This window comes from Anaerobacillus arseniciselenatis, assembly GCF_001865995.1.
In the GTDB taxonomy this organism is placed as follows: Bacteria; Bacillota; Bacilli; order Bacillales; family Anaerobacillaceae; genus Anaerobacillus; species Anaerobacillus arseniciselenatis.
This window is the reverse complement of the sequence record NZ_MLQQ01000001.1, coordinates 218,769-239,755: the sequence shown is the minus strand read 5'-3', so window position 1 is coordinate 239,755 and position 20,987 is coordinate 218,769. Positions and strand designations below refer to the sequence as shown.

General features: G+C 35.9%; 17 protein-coding genes. 11 read left to right on the top strand and 6 right to left on the bottom strand.

All coding sequences use genetic code 11. The features are described 5' to 3' along the window. Positions 1-85: 85 nt before the first annotated feature. Complete coding sequence (locus BKP35_RS01230; RefSeq protein WP_071311571.1) at positions 86-694, bottom strand: hypothetical protein; 609 nt, start codon at positions 692-694, stop codon at positions 86-88. Between the two features lie 481 nt (positions 695-1,175). On the opposite strand from BKP35_RS01230, the gene BKP35_RS01225 reads away from it, so the two are divergent. The 5 genes from BKP35_RS01225 to BKP35_RS01205 all read left to right on the top strand — a co-directional run bounded on the left by BKP35_RS01225 (position 1,176) and on the right by BKP35_RS01205 (position 8,815). Next, positions 1,176-2,642 (top strand): YncE family protein, encoded by a 1,467-nt coding sequence (locus tag BKP35_RS01225; RefSeq protein ID WP_071311570.1) that lies wholly within the window; start codon positions 1,176-1,178, stop codon positions 2,640-2,642. A gap of 180 nt (positions 2,643-2,822) precedes the next feature. Then, on the top strand, positions 2,823-3,839 hold the full coding sequence (locus BKP35_RS01220; protein ID WP_169819113.1) for a methyl-accepting chemotaxis protein: 1,017 nt from the start codon (positions 2,823-2,825) through the stop codon (positions 3,837-3,839). 206 nt (positions 3,840-4,045) lie between these two features. Continuing rightward, positions 4,046-6,511, top strand: coding sequence for a heavy metal translocating P-type ATPase (locus BKP35_RS01215; RefSeq protein ID WP_071311568.1), 2,466 nt, complete (start codon positions 4,046-4,048; stop codon positions 6,509-6,511). Positions 6,512-6,678: 167 nt separating this feature from the next. Further along, positions 6,679-7,920 carry a YibE/F family protein gene (locus BKP35_RS01210; protein WP_071311567.1) on the top strand — a complete coding sequence of 414 codons (1,242 nt, stop codon included), beginning with the start codon at positions 6,679-6,681 and terminating at the stop codon, positions 7,918-7,920. 220 nt (positions 7,921-8,140) lie between these two features. Then, positions 8,141-8,815 carry a TVP38/TMEM64 family protein gene (locus tag BKP35_RS01205; protein WP_071311566.1) on the top strand — a complete coding sequence of 225 codons (675 nt, stop codon included), beginning with the start codon at positions 8,141-8,143 and terminating at the stop codon, positions 8,813-8,815. 490 nt (positions 8,816-9,305) lie between these two features. Here the strand turns inward: BKP35_RS01205 and BKP35_RS01200 are convergent, their stop codons facing one another. From BKP35_RS01200 to BKP35_RS01185, 4 genes are all read right to left on the bottom strand, one after another. After that, positions 9,306-9,515, bottom strand: coding sequence for a hypothetical protein (locus BKP35_RS01200; protein WP_071311565.1), 210 nt, complete (start codon positions 9,513-9,515; stop codon positions 9,306-9,308). 72 nt (positions 9,516-9,587) lie between these two features. Then, positions 9,588-9,806: a DUF1450 domain-containing protein gene (locus tag BKP35_RS01195; RefSeq protein ID WP_071311564.1), complete on the bottom strand. Its 219-nt coding sequence runs from the start codon at positions 9,804-9,806 to the stop codon at positions 9,588-9,590. Positions 9,807-9,946: 140 nt separating this feature from the next. After that, positions 9,947-10,780, bottom strand: coding sequence for a deoxyribonuclease IV (locus BKP35_RS01190; RefSeq protein WP_071311563.1), 834 nt, complete (start codon positions 10,778-10,780; stop codon positions 9,947-9,949). Positions 10,781-10,809: 29 nt separating this feature from the next. Beyond that, positions 10,810-12,129, bottom strand: coding sequence for a DUF2254 domain-containing protein (locus BKP35_RS01185; RefSeq protein WP_071311562.1), 1,320 nt, complete (start codon positions 12,127-12,129; stop codon positions 10,810-10,812). Between the two features lie 421 nt (positions 12,130-12,550). On the opposite strand from BKP35_RS01185, the gene BKP35_RS01180 reads away from it, so the two are divergent. From BKP35_RS01180 to BKP35_RS01155, 6 genes are all read left to right on the top strand, one after another. Beyond that, entirely contained in the window at positions 12,551-13,237 is a 687-nt protein-coding gene (locus BKP35_RS01180) for a hypothetical protein (protein WP_071311561.1), read from the top strand. A gap of 353 nt (positions 13,238-13,590) precedes the next feature. Then, complete coding sequence (locus tag BKP35_RS01175) at positions 13,591-15,321, top strand: ABC transporter ATP-binding protein (protein ID WP_071311560.1); 1,731 nt, start codon at positions 13,591-13,593, stop codon at positions 15,319-15,321. Continuing rightward, the gene (locus BKP35_RS01170; RefSeq protein WP_071311559.1) at positions 15,314-17,104 is read left to right on the top strand and encodes an ABC transporter ATP-binding protein; all 1,791 of its coding nucleotides are present in this window, start codon (positions 15,314-15,316) and stop codon (positions 17,102-17,104) included. The genes BKP35_RS01175 and BKP35_RS01170 overlap by 8 nt, the downstream gene beginning before the upstream one ends. 103 nt (positions 17,105-17,207) lie before the next feature. Next, positions 17,208-17,678 carry a GNAT family N-acetyltransferase gene (locus tag BKP35_RS01165; protein ID WP_071311558.1) on the top strand — a complete coding sequence of 157 codons (471 nt, stop codon included), beginning with the start codon at positions 17,208-17,210 and terminating at the stop codon, positions 17,676-17,678. After that, positions 17,659-18,723 carry a DmpA family aminopeptidase gene (locus tag BKP35_RS01160; protein WP_071311557.1) on the top strand — a complete coding sequence of 355 codons (1,065 nt, stop codon included), beginning with the start codon at positions 17,659-17,661 and terminating at the stop codon, positions 18,721-18,723. Before BKP35_RS01165 ends, BKP35_RS01160 begins: the two co-directional genes overlap by 20 nt. Positions 18,724-18,978: 255 nt before the next feature. Next, complete coding sequence (locus BKP35_RS01155; RefSeq protein WP_071311556.1) at positions 18,979-19,602, top strand: NAD(P)-binding protein; 624 nt, start codon at positions 18,979-18,981, stop codon at positions 19,600-19,602. 78 nt (positions 19,603-19,680) lie between these two features. On the opposite strand, the gene BKP35_RS01150 is transcribed toward BKP35_RS01155, so the two are convergent. Then, a complete protein-coding gene (locus tag BKP35_RS01150; RefSeq protein ID WP_084031392.1) occupies positions 19,681-20,835 on the bottom strand; it encodes a glycosyltransferase family 2 protein in 1,155 nt (384 codons plus the stop codon). Positions 20,836-20,987: the final 152 nt, after the last annotated feature.

Genomic DNA, 20,987 nt, shown 5'->3' with positions numbered 1-20,987 from the left:
ATAGTCTTAAATATAGTTGTACAATGTATACCCGACTATATTTTATTATTTCCGGTGACTGACACTTTTTTTCAAATATGTTTGTTCAATGATCATGACGATCTTCATGTAAATCTTTATCGGTGCTTTCGTTAGTATGTTCGTAATGTTCGATCTCGTTATTTGTCGTCGTAATTGAAAAATGGTGTGTTAAATAAAACGCAAAGAGGATCACTAAAAAAAGAGGTAATCGATGAAAAAACAATTTATTTTTCCAATCATTTTCTTTAAATTTCACCTCTGATTGGATCATTAAAAATAAAATAAATAAGATACCCCCACTCAGTATGACCATGACATTAAATGTAGCATTAATAGCTTCAGTAGTAATCATCACACCTAGCATTGCTCCCATCATTCCCCCCATTGCTCCAGAGAGGAACCCATCTAAAACTGCCATGATACTAAATGGTAACCCTGCAATGACTCCAAGAACGCCACCGATTAATATACCAACAACAGTCATTTGAAAAAATTGATCAGGATATAGTAAGCCAAGTAGTGTACCTATTGTTAATCCTAAACCCATGCCAATCGTCATCGCTATCATCATCCCGGCCATACAGGTAATTTGCTTCCTATATAAAAAGATGAAACTAAAAATCCAGAGAATGATAAAAACGTAAACGAAAAGTAATAAATAAACTGATACCATAATAAAACTCCTTTCTTTAATAAAATCTAGTAACTTTCATACAAAACTAGCATGACGGTAACCGTCACCATATAATAAGGAAAAGGCGGGTGCTTTCCCTCACTTCATCTTGACCTTCTAACGAATCTCAGACGTTCGTTCGCAAAAGCACCCGCCTTTTTTCATACAAAACCCTCATGGTAGCATTCTTGCCGCCACCATCTAACATGAAAATTCGGGCGTGGGTCCTAACCACAAACCACAAACCACAAACCACAAACCAACTAACCAACAAACCAACTAACTACTAAATAGATATGAGGCTGTCCATCAAACGATACTTATTTATTTGAGATTGAGTATTTTTTCATATTTTCTTTATATTTTCTTCATAAGTTGACGGCTTTTCTTTACTATTTCTCCATATTTGTCGTGTAGTTTTATTCATGAGTGAAGTAATTAACATAATGAAGAATACAAACATAAGGGAGGAAGTTATGTGATGAAGTACAAGGGTATAGCGATCTTTGGATTAGTGATCATTTTAATAGGTGGGGGGCTATTTTTTTCAATAAACAATAATAACGCTTTAACGGCGCCAGTTTTTTATGTTGCTAATGCAGGTGATGGTACAATTTCGCAAATAAATTTGCAAGACAGTTCCCCAGTTCAATCTATAAGCTTAAATACTGAACAATTGTCCCATGGAATTGCAATTTCACCTGATGAATTAGTCGTTTATTATGGAACTGGTTTTCAAGGAAAAAGCTTACAAGCATATCATGTAGACACAAAAGAAGTAATTAATGAGTTAAATTTTAATGAAGGTATTCATGGGATTGATATTCATCCATCTGGAAAATATTTATACGTCTCATTAATGGCTGGCCTTGGTGAAGAAGGTGGTGTCATTTCAGTCGTTGACACAACTACATTTGATGAAGTTGCGGTGATTGAGACAGACGATGGGCCAGCGCATGTTAGTGTGACAACGGATGGCTCTCAAGTTTGGGTGACGAATGTAAATGCAAATACGGTGAGTGTCATTGATGCTTATAGTTATCAAGTGTTAGCGACGATCCCTGTAGGGGATGTTCCTAATGAAGTAGCAGTTAGTCCTAATTTTGATTATGCTTTTGCAGCAAATGTGAATTCTAATAGTTTATCAGTCATCGATATGATCACATTTGAGGTTGTAAAAGAGATCGAAGTCGGTGAGGGGGTTCACGGCGTAACCGTATCTCCGGATGGTTCCCAAGTTTGGACGGCTAACAATCATTCAAATGATGTTTCAGTCGTAGATATTGAGACGTTTACAATAGTAACTACGATCGAAACGGGATCATATGCAAATCATATATCTTTTTCTCCAGATGGTGACTTGGCTTTTGTTACTCATCGCGATTCCAATTCATTAGCTGTTATCAATACAAGAAAATATGAAGTGATTAAAGACCTTGAACTAGGAAACGAACCACATGAGATGACATTAAAGGGTATGGAAATTATAAATGATGAAGAAAGTGCGAAAGAGAGTGAAGAAAGTGAAGTTTGGGACGCCTCATTAAAAATGAGGTATGCAATAAATGGTGAATCTGGTGCAGAAGGTGTCGGTATAGAAGCAGGCTTTTTGTCACCTTATAATAGTGAACATATGCTTTATACGATAAGCGATATTGATGTTGATCCGTTTAATTATTTTGCTGTAAACATTGGTATGACTACTCATTCAGGTGATCTCTTATCAATCCCCTTTGAAGAAAGAGTAGTGCTAACGAATAATTTAGGAGCTGAAGTTAGACCCGAGCACTGGATCGTTGTAAGTAACGACTCTCATCATCCGCTATTTTTAGCTCTATTTGAGAAAACTATAGATAAAGCGCCATTGTTAAAAAGTACAGACACAGAGTTATTACTAAAATTTGAACCATTTATTATAGATGAAGTAGTAGAATTGAAGTTGAATTAGAAAAAATTAGTTACCTTAGATCATTTCACATATAACAATAAAAAAGATAGGGAAAAGTTGGACGGGTCTGTTCAAAACTAAAAGATCTGACATCTTTAGGCACTGCAATATAGACGGATGTATTTAACATCCGTCTATATTGCAATCAAATAACATCAAATCTACATAGTTTTTTATAAGTTGAAAAGTTTGTCATGTGCTTTAACGAAAGACGAAATTGGTCAACTTTCAACTTCGGTAAGTTTAATGAACCATAATTTAAAGAAGTTAGTCTCACAGTCGACGAATTCAAGTAAACATGTGCTTCGTTCCTCCGGTCATTTACATAAAAATATTAACGATGTTCTCAGTTTTTCAAAAAAAATCACATCTTCTATCCAAGAGGTTTCTGAGGAAACGAACGGGTTAATAAAAGGAAATGAAAAGAGCCTGGATAGTTTGAATGAAATGTCGAGTGAAATTAAAGAAATTGAAAACTACTCAAAAATGGTCAAAGGACTTTCAGAAAATGCAATAAAAGAAGCTTTGAATGGTGAACAATTAATAAAACAAGCAAAACAACAAATGAATTCAATTAGTGAAGTAGTTAATTCATCAAGAGAAGAAGTTGAAAATTTGAGTACAAAAAATGAAGAAGTTGGTAAAATTACAGATGCAATCGCTCATCTGGCTTCACAAACTAACTTATTAGCTTTAAATGCTTCAATCGAAGCTGCTAGAGCTGGGAATGCTGGACAAGGTTTCTCGGTTGTTGCAAATGAAGTAAGAAAACTAGCTGAGCAGACCGATAGCTATGCAAAAAATATAACAAAAATAACTTCAGAAATTCAATTAGGAAGTGTACAATCTCGGAAAGCAATGGAGCAAGTGACTAATGAAGTTAGTAAAGGGACTGAGATTATCGATAAAGGTAGTCAAGGATTTCATTCCATTTTAAATCGGACACGGGAAGTATCAAAAAAAATAAACTCAGTGTCACAGTTTTTAGAGTCTGTAGCTGAAACGTCAGTCAACGTGTCTTATAGCTTAGAAAAGGTAGATTCAACGACAAAGACTTCTTGTGCAAAGTTCCAGGAGGTGGCAGCAGCTACAGAAGAACAATTACAATCTTTAGATGAGGTTTTAAAGTTCGCAAACACTCTTAAAGAAATGTCTAATGAATTAGATGATGAAATCAATCAATTTAAGGTAAGTTGAAAAATTGAAGTCCTATAGTGCGAAATTTGTAACCGAATTTCAAAATTTCACAAGAAAACTTCATCGTTTCTTGATAGAAAAAATTTATAATGCAATTTATACCCCATAGTAGTATAATGAGTTTAGGTTATTGAAAAGCATATTTTAAAAAGGTGAAATATGATTAAAATTAAAATACCCTATCAAAATGACGGGAGGACTTAATAATGAGCATAGAAACAAAAACATTTGACGTCATCGGCATGACGTGTGCATCTTGCGTGAATCGTGTCGAAAAAGTAGTGAAAAAAGTAGATGGCGTTGAATCTGTTAGTGTAAACTTAGCAACGAACCAAGCTCAAGTGAAGTATGATCCAACAACGGTGAAAGATGAGCAAGTAGTAGCTGCTATTACAAAAATAGGATTTGAAGCAAAGTTAAAATCAGATACCCCTGAAAAAAAGTATCTTTTTTCAGTGAAAGGGATGTCTTGTGCTTCTTGTGTAGGTAGAGTTGAAAAAGTACTTTCAAAAGTAGATGGTGTCGAAAGTGTTACAGTCAACTTAGCTTCACATCAAGCTCAAGTGACAGTGAAAGACAGTAGCTTTCAAACACAAAAAGTTATTGATGCTGTAACCAAGTTAGGCTATGAAGGTGCACTACTTGATGAAGTTAGTGAAGATACAACTGCTGATGATCAAGAGAAAGAAAGAATTAAATTAAAAAAGGACTTTACGTACGCTGCCATTGTAACGACGATCGTTTTAATTGGTAGTATCCCTCATATGATGCACGGTTGGGGAGAATGGGTACCAAGCTATTTATCTAACCCATATGTTCTGTTACTATTAACGACTTATGTTCAATTAGTACCTGGTTGGAGATTTTACCGTAACAGTTATAAAATCTTAAAAAATAAATCAGCAGATATGAACGTTTTAGTTGCTATGGGTACGACAAGTGCTTGGCTCTATAGTGGAGCGCTTACCTTGTTCCCAGTGACGTTAACGAATATGGGTTTTCCGAATGAACTTTACTATGATGTGACGACAGTTATTACGACATTAATTTTATTAGGAAGATACTTTGAAGCAAAAGCAAAAGGGAAAACTTCGAATGCGATAAAAAAATTAATGAGCTTACAAGCAAAAACAGCTCGTGTGGTTAGAAATGGCCAAGAAATGGAAATTCCAATTGATGAAGTAATGCTTGACGATGAAATTACAGTAAGACCTGGTGAAAGAGTACCTGTTGATGGTGTTGTTATTAAAGGAAATTCTTCCGTAGACGAATCGATGTTAACTGGTGAATCCATCCCAATTGAAAAGTCAGCTGGTGATGAAGTTATCGGTGCAACGATTAATAAATCAGGTAGTTTTACATTCCGTGCAACAAAGGTTGGGAAAGAAACAGCACTTGCGCAAATTATTCGCATGGTGAATGAAGCGCAAGGATCAAAAGCACCGATCCAAAGAATTGTTGACGTTGTTTCAGCATATTTCGTGCCGGTAGTTGTGTTTATTGCGTCATTATCAGCACTCGTTTGGTATTTCATCGGTCCAGACCCATCACTTATATTCGCGTTATCAACGTTTATTGCCGTGTTAATTATCGCTTGTCCGTGTGCTCTAGGGTTAGCAACACCAACGGCAATCATGGTTGGGACTGAAAAAGGTGCTGAAAACGGTGTCCTTATTAAAGATGCTGCTAGTTTAGAAAAAGCTCATAAAACAAATACAGTCGTTTTAGATAAAACAGGAACGATCACAGAAGGTAAGCCTGTATTAACTGATGTTGTGGTTACTTCAACTACACTATCAGAAGATGAACTATTGACGATTGCCGCTTCCATTGAAACAGCTTCTGAACATCCACTTGGTGAAGCAATTGTAAATGCTGCAAAAGATCGCGGGCTTCAATTATTCGAACCAGAAAACTTCCAGGCGATTGTAGGTCACGGGATTGAAGCAACATACGATGGAAAAGAAATCTTAATTGGTAATTTAAAATTAATGAAAGAAAAGAACGTAGAAATCGAAAATATTAAAGCAGAAGCAGAAAAACTAGCTCATGAAGGAAAAACGCCGATGTATGTGGCTGAAAATGGTGTTTGCGCTGGAGTTATTGCCGTTGCAGATACATTGAAAAAAGATTCAATAAAAGCAGTAAGTGAAATGAAAAAGATGGGCTTAGAAGTAGTAATGATTACCGGAGATCACTACAAAACTGCTGAAGCGATTGCTAGACAAGCGGGAATTGATCGCTTTATTGCTGAGGTGTTACCTGAAGATAAAGCAAAAGAAGTAAAAGTACTTCAAGACGAAGGTAAAGTCGTAGCGATGGTTGGGGACGGTATTAATGATGCACCAGCCTTAGCACAATCGGATGTTGGGATAGCGATCGGTACAGGTACTGATGTAGCGATGGAAACTGCGAATATCACGTTAATGCGTGGAGACATTATGAGTGTCGTAACAGCTTTACGTTTGTCAAAAGCGACAATGAGAATGATTTGGCAAAACCTTGGATGGGCATTCGGTTATAACATTGTTTTAATTCCAGTAGCTGCAGGTTTACTGTTCCCAGTCTTTGGGCTCCTATTAAACCCAATGTTAGCAGGGGCGGCGATGGCATTTAGTTCCGTATCGGTTGTATTAAATACACTAAGATTACGAAAGTTTAAAACGATATAATAAGACTGTCATAAGTGTCAGTTACCTCAATAAAAAACTATATCTATTAATGGCTGTCCATGGTTTATAGTTATTATTGATGTGGCTGGCACTTTTCTTTTAAGGATATCAAACGCCTGAAGACTTTCACTATAAGTCTAGTTTTTAAAAAGAAAGGGTAGTTATTGATGAAAAAAACGATTATAAGTCTCTCGTTGTTACTATTCATTCTGTCTTTTCCCTCTTTTATTGTACAAGCTACTTCTTTTGGTGGTGAACATGATACATATGATTCACCGTTAAATCAACTAGATGAAACTGAATGGGATGAGTGGTCAGACCAAGATAACTCTCAATATGATAGTTCCTATGAAATGGTAACTACGGAAGGGAAAGTATTAGAAATTTTAGAAAGAAACACTGATATGGACCCCTTTAGTGGAGTCGAAATGGAGCACCATGTTGTTAAATTAAAAATAACCTCTGGAGAGTACAAAGGTGATGTCATTGTTGCTGAAAGTTATAATTACCCTGGAGATGGTAGAGGGTATGGAAATTTTCAGCTCAAAGAAAATGATCGGGTATTTGTTCAAATCCAGTTTGAAGATGGTCTCGTAATAGCTGCAGATATTACGGATTATAAAAGAGATCGTTCTACGATACTACTAGTTGGTATTTTTATTGCTCTATTAGTGATCTTTGGGCAAAAACAAGGCTTCAAATCTATTTTAACTTTAGGATTTACCTTGTTTATTATTTTTAAATTTATGGTGCCTTATCTTTTTGCTGGTTACCATCCGGTGTTGTTAGCTATTGTAACTGGTGCGATAGTTACAGCTGTTACATTTGTTACTGTAAGTGGTTTTTCAAGGAAAACGTTAGCAGCTCTTGCTGGAACCGTTGGTGGTTTGGCTTCAGCGGCGATCATATCAATCATTTTCTCAAATGCTATGAAACTAACAGGTTTTCATGGTGAAGAGGAAAGAATGTTGCAACTTTTTCATAATGAAGTTAATATAGATTTTCAAGGTTTGTTGCTTGCAGGTATTATTATTGGTGCCTTAGGTGCCGTAATGGATGTTGCGATTTCCATAGCTTCATCGATGGATGAAGTAAAAAAAGCAGATCCAACAATTAAAGCGAAACAATTGTTTCAGTCAGGCATGAATGTTGGAAAAGATATTATGGGAACGATGGCCAATACGTTAATACTTGCCTACGTAGGTGCAGCACTACCTTTATTAATGCTTTTATACGCCTATGAAAATACGTTCTCTGAGCTGATTCATATGGAGTTTTTAGTCGTAGAAATATTAAGGACGGTTGCTGGTAGTATCGGTTTAATTTTGTCAATTCCAATTACTGCTTTTGTCGGGGCTTTCTTTATAAAGTCTACGAGAAAACGAAGGCAACAAAAGGAAATCATTTAAGGATACGAGAAAAAGTTAACAATGGAGTGAATTTCATAATTGCCTAAATGGAGCTATATCATACTATATGAAGTTGCCAGCGGTATAACGCAACTTCATATTGTTACTTAATGGCGATAAAATTGATTATGAAATTCATTAAATGAGCAAAGGAAAAAGCTGATATTCATACTTTGTTCATATTTCCTTGTTAGAATGAGGAAAATGAAAGAAGGTGAATTTGATTAAAGGTTGGGTAAAAATTATTTTATTCCTTACTATTTTATTAGTTACTATATATTTTCTCATAAATTCAGAACTGTTTTATACACTGAGAGCAGGCGAATTGGATCATTTATATAATACAGTTAGTGATCAATTACCTTTATTGTTGTTAGTAACATTTATCGTCATACTGATTCAAAATACATTAACTATTTTTCCGTTAATTCTAATTTTAACGAAAAACATTGCGTTTTTTGGTTTTTTCTACGGAGTCATTTGGAGTTGGATTTTTAGTGTCGTAGCTGCAGCTATCGTCTTTGTTAGTATTCGCTATTGCTTTAAAGATTTTTTAGAGAAAAAAGTTAGTGTCAATATTAAAGAAAAAGCTGAAAAAAATGGGTTTATGTACGTATTGTTTGCAAGAGTTGTTCCGGTTGCCCCGACAAGTATTATTAATATGGTCAGCGGGGTAAGCTCGATAAAATTTAAAGATTTTATTTTAGCTACGAGTATAGGTAACCTTATTTACTTTAGCGTTTTATCTCTTGTTCCGTTAGGGATTATAAATGGAACATTTGATCAATTGATGATTTTTCTAATCATTGCAATTGCGTTTGTTGTATCCTTTATTTATATGAAATATAAAAAGAAGAAAAAGTCAAATGCATTAAGGTTTACACAGTTTTTATAGATGTACGAAAATTTTATACTAAAAAAAGAGCTTGGAGACGAAAATCTCTTAAGCTTTTTTTGTATGGAAGTTGGTTAGTTGGTTAGTGGTTTGTTAGTTAGGTCCGTAGTGGTGTGTCGTCATGAAGATTTTGTATGAAAAAAGGCGGGTGATTTTGCGAACCAACGTCTGAGAGTGCTCCTGCGTCTACCAGTATAGCTTTGAAGTAGGCTTCCTCGTCGCAAAGCAGCATGAAGTTAATTCTAAGTTGAATTCCATGATGTGATTGAGGTCAGTAGCTTCGTTAGAAGTTCAAGGTGAAGTGAGGGAAAGCACCCGTCTTTTCATATTAGATGGTGGCGGGATATCCGCCATTGCGGTTTTGTATGAAAAAAGAACGAGTAATTTCGTGAACGAGCCTCTAAAATTCGCTAGAAGTTTACAGCGAAGAGAAGGGAATTGCTCGTTCTTTTCCATATTAGTGGGGACGGTTACCGTCATGAAGTTTTACTTAAATAAAATTATTTTTAATAAATACCCACCCCATGTATACAACATAAACAACAACGGTTAAAATTCCGAAACGTTTAAATTTTGCTTTAAAATTAGCTTTTTGTTCTTGCGAAGATAATAGCATTCGCAGGATATAATATATGGTTAATATAATTAATAAAGATAGCGTACTTCCAAGTATTATGTGAACTAAAATAGCTGGTTCCATGAAATATCACCTCTCAACGCTTTTGATAAAACTTCATCTGAACTAATGAAACGTTAGGTATAATTTTGTTTATTAATTAACTTTTTTGTAAATTTCCTTGTACAACTCTTTCGAAGTTTCACATTTTAATACGTTTCCGTCAACGACTGAAAAAGGGCTATGTTTGCACGTTTTACATTTTCCGATACAACCTTTTAGTTTAACTTTAATATTGAGATCAAGGGACTTAAGTTTCTTATAAACTTTTTTAGATTTAAATTTATTTTCTTTACAAAAATATATTTTTTCCATGTGTCTATCCCCTTCGTTAATGAAAATGATTATCATTACTATAATTATATCAAAATTTATAAAGTTTACGTGTGTAAATTCTCACATATTGTCATGTGACTTTTTGAATAAAATGTGACTAGTTCCAGTGATAAGAAAAATTAATTTAGCCACTGTTTGACAAGCTGTATTTCATCCTTATGTGAGTGCTTCGCCTCATCAATAGGTGTCTCTAAAATAAGAGGGACATTGTTGACAACTGAGGAGTGTATAAATTGCTCTAATTGTGTTTTAGTTATATAGCCGTTCAATAAGTTAGCGTGACGATCTTTTCTTTTTCCGCTTGCATATTTTGAATTATTTAAATGAATGACTTTTAAATGTTGAAAATACCCGAGTTCTAATCCTTTTTCGACTAGACTATCCCAATTGTCTCCATCCCATAACCCGCTAGCGAACGAATGGCATGTATCAAAGCAGAAACCGATCTTTTCTGGTGCATCTGTTAGTTTTCGAATTTGTACCATTTCCTCTAATGTAGTCCCCATATTAGTTCCTGCACCAGCATTGTTTTCAATAAGTATTAGCGCATTTCCACTCCATTTATGTAACACTGAATTTAATAAGGAAATCATCTTTTTATAACCTTCGAGAGGGTCACCACTTTTCATTGAACCGAAATGTACAACAACGCCAAGCGAGCCACAAGCCTCGGCAATTTCTAAATCATTTAAAAGTGAAGAAATGATTTGTTTTTCTAGGTCACGATTTTCCGAAATGAGCTTTGTAGGATAAGGTGTGTGCGCGACAGAAACAAGTTCATTCAATTGGCAAAATTGTTTGCAAAGTGATGCTGTCTTTTTATCAAAATCTTTAATTGAAATACTTCTTGGATTTTTCGGGAAGTATTGAAAAGCATTAGCACCAAGGGCATGTGCCGTTTTCGCAGCTTGGTCGTAACCGTTTCTAATACTCACATGGCAACCGATGTACATCATTTCACCTACTTTGTCTGCAAAACGAACTACATTGGTTTATACTCATTCTTTTTGTTGGAGGCTTTGGCGAGTCGCTGTAGTTCGTCGTTAATGTATTTTTTGTCTAGGGTAAGTAAATCTTTCGGGTCAATTCCTTCAATAATATGTTCAGTAAATTCCCAGATCGTATCTTTAATCTGTTTTGAGTTCCGTTCGCAAATTAAAGTAAAAGCTTTTAACGCTGATTGAAGGACTGAAATGTCATCAAAGCCGTACTTACGAATTTGGTAAAAGCATTTAAATAAGTAATCGTAAAAACAAGGGTGTTCGAAGATGACACGTAAATTTCGATTAGCATCATTATGATAAGATCTTGGTAAATGTTTTTGGCCGAGTTTAGTTAAGATCTTTCCTAAGTTTTCGATACAATTAATCGCGGTATTCGGATCGTTCACACCTGGGGATAAGGCTCTAAGTGCAATTTCAACAATTTTAGTTAACCCGAACTCTATATCATCGACAGGAGCTTTTTCTTTAGCTACTGAAATATACTTTTCGTAATGATCGATACTATGGTGGCCTCCTATAGCCCAAATCGAGAGAATGTCACTATCCTGGTCTACGTATTCACCAACTTTTTTTTCAATTTTTATAATGTAATCATCTATTGTTGCTTGTTTAATGATTCCGTATAAATCAATATGTTTAATATAGCCAGAAGTGTTTAGTTTCATTTTTTTTGGATTGAGATGAGTTAGTTCATCGCTTTCCCAATCTTCCCATGGCGCATCTTCGTGAACTTTATTTTTATCTTCAAACTTTTGATCGATACGTTTCATGATTTTTAACGTAATATTGTGAATTAAATTACTCACTTGCATCCACTTCGATACGTGGTTGATAAAAAAAACGAACATAATCAGGCAAAAAATTGCTAATAGAACTGCAAAACTCGGTACGATAAACGTTGTTGAAAGATCATCTCTTAAAAAAAGTAATAAAAGAATAGAGTAGGTGAAACCACCAACAAAAACGCCTAATACACGCTGAGTACTATGGTCGGTAATAAAGTTTTGCAATGTTCTAGGTGAAAACTCAGATAGGAAAGTAGTTAACACGACTAAAATCGTCGAAAACGTAATCGTCGTCATCGTTAGGAGTGAAGCTGAAATCGTACTTAAGATCGTACGGGCTAAATCGATGTCAGTAAGAAAAATTGCTGGAATAAGATTCGAAATATCAGAATCTGTCACATAGTAATCCAATCTAAGGCTAGCAAGAGCAAGAAAAATTGAGATAATCCCATATAGCGAAGGAATATACCAAAAACTCGAACGAATATTGATGAGCAACCTTTTTGATGACATCCGCAAACTCCTTCCTTTCTTTCTTTCTTCCTTTCTTATGTAGGTATAGTTTTAAGTAAGAGCAGGTATTTTATGTAAGATGGTTAGTTGGCTAGTTGGTTTGTTAGTTTGTTGGTTAGGGGATAGTTGGAAAGAAAGGCTCGTTTTTTACAAAATTGAAAGTGATTTAATGACGTCATGTTGGTTTTGTATGAAAAAAGGAGGGGGACTTTCCTGAACGAGCCTCTAAAACTAGATAGAGGTTTACAGCGAAGAGAAGGAAATCGCTCTCCTTTTACAATTTAGGTGGTGACAGTGTTGTATGAAAAAGGAAAGCTCCCGACATTTTGAATACTATAAAAATTGGATATATGTGGAATGAACAACTGTTGCTAATCAAGGCATAATAAGTATGTAAACTTTAAAAAGGTGGGATGTACTGATGTCATTAGAATGGTTTGATCGAGTATGTAGTGAAATGCAAGATTCTTTAGAGTCAATTTGCGAAGATTATGATGAACTAGGTCATATGAGAATTGACAGAGCAGCAAAGCACCCGAAACTAGAATTTTTTGTCGAGTATGAAGGTGATGAACGAGAAGATTTCTGTACTTTATTTTTTGATCCACATAATGAAGAATTTTATATGGAGGAATTTGATTTTACCGCTGGAGATACATATCGGCAAATTCTTCCCGATATTGAAGAAATTCTAGATGCTGTTCACGAATCTTTTCACAACTTCATGGACACAGAAGTTGAAGAGGTTGATGAAGATGAATTCTTCGAAGATCATATAGATGAGAGTGAAGAAACCTATGATGAAGATGGTGAGGTTGACGAAGCTTACGTAGACGGAGGGGCGTATGATGTCGTTGTCGATGTCGAGTGGACGACTCCTGAAGTTTTAGCTTATTCTTACCTAGATGAGGTTGAAGTGACATACAAATTTGGTGTTTTAAAAGAAACAGGTGATGGCATCTTGCATCGAGTGAACCGAATTTTTACTGAAGATGATGGAACGATTGAAGATGAAACGAACTTCATTTTTAGTAAAGAAGAAGCAGGAGCTATTATCGAACTAATTGAAGGAAATATGGACGTAATGGAAGGGTTTGATCCGTCTTAAAAGTTGTGAGGGAAGAGTGTTGAGTGAAGAGTTTTGAGTTATTAGTTGTGAGAGTGAATTCAATGATGATTTAAAGAAGCCTCTGTTCAAGGAGGCTTTTTTCAAATAGGAATATAATGAAGAACTTACGCCGTAAAAGCAAAAGAGAAGTTGGAATTTACAGTTGAATGTTTATCATTGCTACTTTTACTAACGAACTTCCTCCAGATGCTTCGCAGCATTACCCACAATAACTCAAAACTCAAAATTAAAAACTATATTAATTGAATATTTTCACCTTTCGATTTACACTAAATACAATGATTTTTATACATAATTTGATTGGTCAGCAACGTATAAACTGGGGGACGTATATGTTAAAAGTACTATCGTTTTTGAAATCTTATAAAAAGCCAATTTATATTGCGCTCTTGCTAATGTTTGTTGAGTTATTTGTTGAACTTCTATCTCCGCTCTTTATTGCTAAAATTATTGATGAAGGAATTTTGAAAAATGACCTTTCTGTCGTCCTTATTTGGGGTGGTATAATGGTCGGGTTGTCTTTAGTAGGGTTTGCAGCAGGAATTATAAATTCATTTTATTCAGCACATGTTAGTCAAAGTTTTGGATATGACGTTCGAAAAAGCTTATTTGATAAAGTGCAATCATTTTCTTTTGCTAATTTAAACCGTTTTCCTACATCTTCATTAATTACGAGATTAACGAATGATGTGACACAAATTCAAGTATTAGTATTTATGGCGTTAAGAATTGCTGCTAGAGCACCGCTACTCGTCATCGGTGGGGTCGTTATGGCTTTAATCGTTAATTGGCGATTAGCTCTAATTTTAGTTGTCGCTATGCCATTGTTACTGCTATTTATGGTGTGGTTAATGTCCAAAGGTGTGAAGCTTTTCCGCGCGGTTCAAGAAAAGTTAGATGCAGTCAATAGCGTCATGCGTGAAAACTTATCTGGGATGCGTTTAATTAAAGCTTTTCTACGAAAAAAACATGAGCAAGAACGGTTTGCGAAAACAAATCATGAATTAAAAGATGAAACGGTTACGGCACTTAGGTTAATTGAATTAACGATGCCAGTACTGTTACTTGTAATGAATTTAAGTATTTTAGTGATTTTATGGTTTGGAAGTGCTCAAGTGAATGCCAATCAAGCTAATGTAGGGGAAATTGTCGCTTTAATTAACTATGCGACAAGAATTATGTTCGCTTTTTCTGTTTTTTCCTTTATTTTAATGGGATTTGCAAGAGCAAAAGCATCGTCAGCGCGGATTTCTGAAGTGTTAGACGTTGAGGTCGATCTTACTGATGGAGAAGGGTCATTACTAAAGGAATCTACAGTTCGTGGGAATATTCAGTTTGATCAAGTGTCATTTAAATACCCTAATACCGACGAAAAAGTGTTAAAAGAGATTAGTTTTGATGTGAGGGCGTCAGAAACGGTCGCTATTTTAGGTGCAACAGGCTCAGGAAAGTCGTCACTATTTCAGTTGATACCACGTTTGTATGATGTAAATAGTGGTGCTATTTATCTTGATCATCAAAATGTGAAGACGATGAAGCTTGAATTTTTACGAAAGCAAATTGGTTATGTACCACAAGAAGCACGTCTTTTTTCAGGAACAGTGAAAGAAAATATTTGTTGGGGAAAAGAAAATGCAACGATGGATGAAATTGTAGAAGCTGCAAAAGCAGCACAAATTCATGAGACGATTGTAAACTTACCACAACAATATGAAACAATTCTAGGTCAAAGAGGAGTCAATCTTTCTGGAGGTCAAAAACAACGCTTATCGATTGCCAGAGCACTTATTAGAAAACCGAAAATATTATTATTAGACGACAGTACGAGTGCGTTAGATTTACAAACGGAAGCGAAAATATTGGAAGCGATTAAAAAACAATCATGCACGACGTTTATTATTACGCAAAAAATCAGTACAGTGATGGTTGCTGATAATATTTTACTTTTAGAAGATGGTATGATCGTTGCAAATGGAAAACATAATGATTTAATGAAAAAAAGCCCTTTATATCAAAAGATTTATGCTTCACAGCATCATGAGGAGGTAGTAGGCCATGGCTAAACATCCGCATTCCGCATCAGGTGGACCTCCACCGAAAACGAAAAATATTTGGGGAACGGTGAAAAGAATTTGGCTTTATTTAGCAGAACAAAAAGGCTTACTTACCTTTATTTTATTTTTAATTACAATAAGTGTTATATTGACGCTATTAGGACCGTATTTAATCGGGGTCGCTGTAGACGATTATATCGTATTAAGAAATACAGAAGGGTTGCTATGGTTACTTATTTTTCTTGGAATTATTTATGTCGTTAATTCGCTTGCGATATGGTTACAAAATTATTTGATGATCGGCATTGCTCAAAATACGGTATACTCGTTGCGGCGACATTTGTTTAGACATCTCCACCGCTTACCGATTAGTTTTTTTGATCGAAAGCAGCACGGCGAACTAATGAGCCGACTGACAAATGATATTGAAAATGTAAGTAGGACATTGAATACTTCAGTTATTCAAATTTTTTCAAGTGTGCTTACACTTGTCGGTACTGTAGCTTTTATGATTTATCTAAGTCCTTTATTAACATTGATTACGTTAACCGTTATTCCTCTTCTTTATTTCGGGATGAAATGGATTACGACGAGAACGAGGAAGTTTTTTCGTGAGCAACAGCGAAATTTAGGGGACCTAAATGGATATATTGAAGAAACAGTCTCAGGACAAAGTGTCGTTAAAACATTTTCACAAGAAGAAAAAGTTATCAAAGAGTTTAATGAAAAAAATGAGCGCCTGAAAACGTCAGGTTATTGGGCACAGGCCTACTCGGGGTTTATTCCGAAGTTGATGAATGTGTTGAACAATTTAAGTTTTGCGATTATCGCACTGGCAGGTGGGGTTCTTGCTTTATACGATCTTGTTTCTATCGGTATCATTGTAACGTTTACTCAATACTCGAGGCAGTTTACGCGTCCATTAAATGACTTAGCAAATCAATATAATACACTTCTTTCGGCAGTTGCTGGAGCTGAGCGAGTTTTTGATGTGTTGGACGAGGAAAAAGAAAAAGAGGCCAAGGATCATATGGAGTTACCAACGGTTAAAGGTAATGTCGACTTTCGGAATGTTTCGTTTTCTTATGATGAAAATGAAGATGGTCAGACGATTTTCGATGTTTCATTTCGAGCAAATGCTGGAGAAACGGTTGCTCTCGTTGGACCGACCGGTGCAGGGAAAACGACGATCATTAATTTGCTTAGCCGCTTTTATGACTGTGATAAGGGATCTATTTTGATTGATGGTAATGATATTTCAAGCGTTACTAGGGAAAGTTTAAGGCAGCATATGGGCTTTGTTTTGCAAGATCCATTTCTTTTTCAAGGGACGATTCGCGAAAATATTCGTTACGGTAAACTCGATGCCTCAGATGAGGAAGTGATTGAAGCAGCAAAATTAGCAAATGCTTATTCTTTTATTAAGAAGTTTCCGAACGGGTTTGATACAGTGTTAACGCAAGAAGGCGGTGGCATTAGTCAAGGTCAAAAGCAACTTCTTTCGATTTCTAGAGCGATTTTGGCTCGACCGAAAATTTTAATATTAGATGAGGCTACGAGTAGTATTGATACAGTAACAGAAATCAAAATACAAGAGGCGTTATCAAGGTTAATGTCAGGGAGAACGAGCTTTGTTATTGCTCATCGACTTAATACGATTCAACAAGCAGATCAAATTATCGTTTTAAATGACGGACAGGTGCTTGAAAAAGGAGATCACCAATCGTTATTAAAACAAAAAGGCTTTTATTATGAGCTTTACAACGGGCACTTAAAAAATGACGTTGTGTAATTAAGAAAACCTAGGTTTTTGTAATGTGAGCCTTTGGTTTTCTTTCACATTACAGCATAAAGTGGATTGTAATATAAAAAAGATTAGTTAGAGGGGAATTCAGATGAGTTGGCAATTAAAAACTTTTGAGGAATTAACGAACGAACAGCTTTACAATATTATTAAAGAGCGGTTGAACATCTTTGTCGTTGAGCAAGATTGTCCGTATCCTGAACTCGATGATATTGATCAACACTGTTTTCATTTGTTTACAGAAGAAGAAGGAGAGATTAAGGCTTATTGCCGGATTTTAGAGGCCGGTCTTAAGTATGAAGAAGCGTCGATTGGGCGTGTGATTGTGAAAGAAAAATATCGTCGTAACGGCTTAGCGACTGAATTATTAAATAATGCGATTGACTTTACAAAAAATGGTTTGAACGAAACGAAAATAAAAATACAAGCACAAGATTATTTAAAAGAGTTTTACGGCTCATTCGGTTTTCAACCGGTTTCTGAAGTTTATTTAGAGGATGGCATTCCCCATGTCGATATGATACTAAACGGAGTGGTGTCAAATGAAGCGGCAAAAGCTTAGAGATCTAGGCGTGAAAATTGGAAAATTGCCAACTGGAGAAAAAAACTGTATTACTGACGTTGGTGATGTTCGTGTCGGGCATGTGACATTGAAAGAAGAGGGGGGAAAAGTTGAGGCGGTCCGTACTGGTGTTACGGCAATATTACCACATGGGGGTAATTTATTTCGTCAAAAAGTGCCTGCTGCAAGTTTTGTCATTAATGGCTTTGGAAAAACAACGGGTCTCGTTCAACTCGATGAGTTAGGTCAAATCGAATCTCCGATTATGTTAACGAATACGTTTGGTGTTCCTGCAGTTACTGAAGGAACGTTACTACATATGCTTGAGAAAACTCCAGAAATTGGTGACACAACAGGGACGATTAACATTGTTGTTGGTGAATGTAATGATAGCTATTTAAATTCGATTAGACAACTACCTGTTAAGCGTGAGCATGCGATTGAAGCGATTGAAGGTGCGAGTCGTGAGGCTATTGAAGAAGGTGCTGTTGGTGCTGGAACAGGTATGGTTTGTTTCGGTTATAAAGGGGGCATTGGCAGCTCTTCACGTATTGTAAAAGATGAAAATGAAGCCTTTATGGTAGGGTGTTTAGTGTTATCGAACTTTGGAAAGCGAGAGGACTTTCGCGGTTGGCAATATATAATAGAAGAGGGGAAAGCTGAAATCCCAGAACCTGACTATACAACTGACGGTTCGATTATGATGATTATTGCAACAGACGCCCCTTTAAGTGAGCGACAATTAAAAAGAGTTGCTAAACGAACGGCGATGGGCTTAGGTAGAGCAGGGGGGCATGCAAGTCACGGTAGTGGAGATATAGCGATTGCTTTTTCTACAGCGATGACTTCTGAACATGTTACTGAAAAGGTTTGCGAATCAAAATCACACTTGAGAGAGGACACTGCGTTAATGAATCAGCTTTTTCAAGCAACGGCTGAAGTGACTGAAGAAGCAATTTTAAACTCGTTAACGAAAGCAACAACGACAGACGGGCGTAACGGCCGTGTCGTTGAAGAGATGCCTTATCATATTTTTAAAAAGTAGTTTAATGAATTTCATAATTCAATATTATCGCCATTAAGTATCTATATGTAGTTGCATTAAACTGCCCGCAACTACATATAGTTTGATATGGCTTAATGTAGGTAATTATGAAATTCATTCAGTTAGGGAAAGATTAATGACGAGTGCATTAATGGCAATGACAAAATTTTTTTAATTCATACCGATTGATATGGTTGCTCAATCCAATTATTCTAATGTGCTAGCGGCACCCCCGCTGTAATAAGGAGATTTTTTATGAAACACTATCCTATAAATTTAAATTTATTAAATAAGAAAGTTGCTATTATCGGTGGCGGGAAAGTAGCTGAGCGGAAGCTTCTTAACCTTTTGGAAACAGGTGCAGTTATTACAGTTGTTAGCCCTGAAGTCACAGAAAAGATTGTTGAGGTAGTGGAAGAAGGGTTAGTTAAATGGAAACGAGGGAAATTTTCTAAAGGGGATATAGGTGAGGCTTTTCTCGTCATTGCCGCAACGAATTGCAAACAAGTTAATTGTGAAGTATATAATTGTTGTCAGGACCATCAATTAGTGAATCTCGTTGATGATCCTACTCGTAGTAATTTTATAGTCCCGTCGACCTTACATAGAGGGAAATTGATGCTATCAGTTTCAACATCAGGAGCAAGTCCTGGCCTATCTAAAAAAATTGCGAAAGAACTGGCCACGCAATTTGATTCTTCGTATGAGGAATACGTAGAGTTTTTATCGCAATGTCGGCTAAAAGTTCTTGAACAAATAGAAGATAGAGAAAAACGAAGACGAATTTTTCAACAGCTACTTGATCCGACTTTTTTAGAATTGACAAAACAACATAACTTTTCGCAAAGACAAAAGTTATTTGCGGATCTTTTAGAGTAAGAATAGATATAAAATAAGTAGTGCAATAAAGTAAAGAGCGGTTTAATATGAGGTATCCCTCAAAACAGAACTAGTTGACTATTTGTGAAGGTCTTTTTTTAGTTGGTGTAATGGATAAAAAGTACCGCGCCAGACGATTCCACCTCGTATTGTCGTTAATATTGTCGCGCGAGCTATACAATACATAAAAATCAACGATGAAATTGGAAACACGACAAAATATTTAAGCGCTCCTTTTGCCATAACGTTTGCCGTTTGCTGGTAAACGAAAAATAGTAATAATATTACGACGCCGTACAAGAAACGTGTCGCACCTTCAGTCACAAACAGCGCTACAAATGGCCAAATTTGAGAAATAAATATCCCGCTAATGGAAAATAACACCATGAAATAACTATAAAAAAGCCCAGCGAACGTGTTTTTTTCTAATCCGATTATCGCCTCTTTTAACGAACGGTACCATGCTACCTCTAAGTACGGTATCGCATTGGCAACTCGTTGTTTTCTACCGTTTTGTTTAATCGTTACTCCAAGCATTAGATCGTCGTCAGGGCGCATCGCAATTTTTCTATGCGTTCCGATTGCTTCATAAGCCTCACGAGATAAAAGGTTAAAAGCGCCGATCCCAATAGCGACTTTACTTTTATCATCATTTGCTTTCCACGGACGTTTAAAATACGAAAATCCAAACAGAAAAAAGGTCACAAACGCTTTCGTCCAAAATGAAGTGACGTTCATATTTGGAGTTAATGTTAAATGATCGATTTTATTGTTCTGAAAAAACGTTAATGATTTCGCGATTACATCTTTATGAAAATAAATATCTCCATCCGTAAATAACAAATAGTCGCCTTTAGCTTTTCGATACCCTGTATAGAGGGCGTGATTTTTTCCTAACCAAGCGTCTGGTAAGTCTTTAATATGAACGGGTGTGATTCGGTCATCCTCTTTGGCTAAGTTATCAATGATTGCCCCTGTTTTATCCGTAGAACGGTCGTTTACTACGATCCATTCAATATTTTTATAAGTTTGTTTAAGTTGAGAACGAAGGCTTGCTTCAATATCTGTTTCTTCATTTTTAGCCGCCACGATGATTGATATTAATGGCCCTTTTTTTATAAGTACATCGTCTTCGACTACTTTTTGCAGCATTGGGAGTCTTCTCATCCCTAGAGTAGCGTCGACAAGGACAAAAAGCCAAAAAAGGCATGTAATAATTGCAAGGGTAAACATTAATAATCCCCCCATAAGTTTTCTTTATTTTATCCAGTGAATTTCATAATTACCAAAAATGAGCCACATCACGCAATATATAGTTTGCGAATGGTTTTGACGCAACTATATATTGATCTTAGTGGTGAGAATAATGAATTATGAAATTCATT